General features: G+C 70.2%; 1 protein-coding gene. It reads right to left on the bottom strand.

Features of this window, described 5'->3' with window-relative positions; genetic code table 11:
* The coding region (locus AB0C46_RS40690; protein WP_362834175.1) for a condensation domain-containing protein at positions 1–1,357 on the bottom strand (1,357 nt) is incomplete at both ends.

Raw genomic sequence — 1,357 nt, 5'->3', positions numbered from 1 at the left:
ACGAGGCCGCCGGAGTGAGTGGGCTGCGACGGACGCGGCCGGTCGAGGGGAAGCGCCAGCTCCTGCGGAAGATCCCTGAGCGCCTCGGCCCAGAAGTCCGCCTGCTGCCCGCCCACCTCCGCCAGAAGCTCCCGCTGCCACAGCGTGTAATCCGCGTACTGGACCGCAAGCGCCTCCCACGCAGGAACACTGCCGGTCAGGCGGGCGCGATAGGCCATGGACAGATCGCGCAGCAGGGGCACCAGCGACCAGCCGTCGCTGGCGATGTGGTGCAACGTCAGGAGAAGTACGTGGTCGTCGGGACCGACCGTGAACAGCGTGACCCGCAGGGGCAGTTCCTCGGCGAGGTCGAAGGGTTCGAAGGCCGCGGCATGGAAGTGGGCGGAGACCTCGTCGGCGGAGCACCGCACCACGGTCACCTCGACGTCGGCCTCGTCGGGGGCGAGCAGCTGCTGGCGTGGTTCGCCGTCGTGGGCGGGGAAGACCGTGCGCAATGCCTCATGGCGCCCGACCACATCGTTGACGGCGGACTGGAGGGCATCCACATCCACCGGGCCCCGCACCCGGAAGGCAAACGGCGCGTTATAGGTCGGACTCCGCTCCAGACGGTCCAGGAACCACAACCGCTGCTGCGCGAACGACAGCGGCACCACCGCCGGCCGCGCCCTCGCCGTCACCGCCGGCCGGGCCACAGCACCGTCGGCCAGCAAATCCGCCAGCCCCGCGACGGTCGGGGAACCAAAGAACTCCCTGACGCCCAGCTCCACACCCAGCACCGAACGGATCCGGCTCAGCAGTCGAGTGGCCAGCAGCGAATGGCCGCCCAGGGCGAAGAAATTGTCCGCCACCCCCACCACCGGCACACCCAGCACCTGGGCGAACAGCTGGCACAACACCTCCTCCCGCGCCGACCGCGGACCACGCTCACTCCTCCCGGCACAACCGGGGTCGTCCCCGACCGGTGTGCCGGCGTCTGCCGCGCCGTCAGGTTCGGACACCGGGCGGGCCGGCAGCCGATGCCCGGCCGTCCGGTCCAGTAATGCCCGCTCCTCTGCCCCCGACGCGAAGAACTCCAGTGACCCGATGGCAGTGTCCGGTGCGTCCGCTGCGGCGTCGAGAGCGCGGATGAGGAGGCGGGTCAGGGTGTCCGCGGTGGTGCGGTCGAACAGATCGGTGGCGAACTGCAGGATGCCGGACATGCCCAGGGGGCGTTCGGCGGCGTCCCGCTCCTCCGTGAAGCTCCAGCCGAGGTCGAATTTGGAAGGGGCGGTGTCGAGGGGTTGGGGGGTGATGGTGGTGCCGGGGAGATCGAGGGTGCCCTCGGCGTTGTTCTGGAGGACCAGCATGGTCTGGAAGA

Origin of the sequence: Streptomyces sp. NPDC048637, assembly GCF_040650675.1 — a bacterium.
Lineage (GTDB): Bacteria > Actinomycetota > Actinomycetes > Streptomycetales > Streptomycetaceae > Streptomyces.
This window is presented reverse-complemented; position numbering and strand designations above follow the sequence as displayed.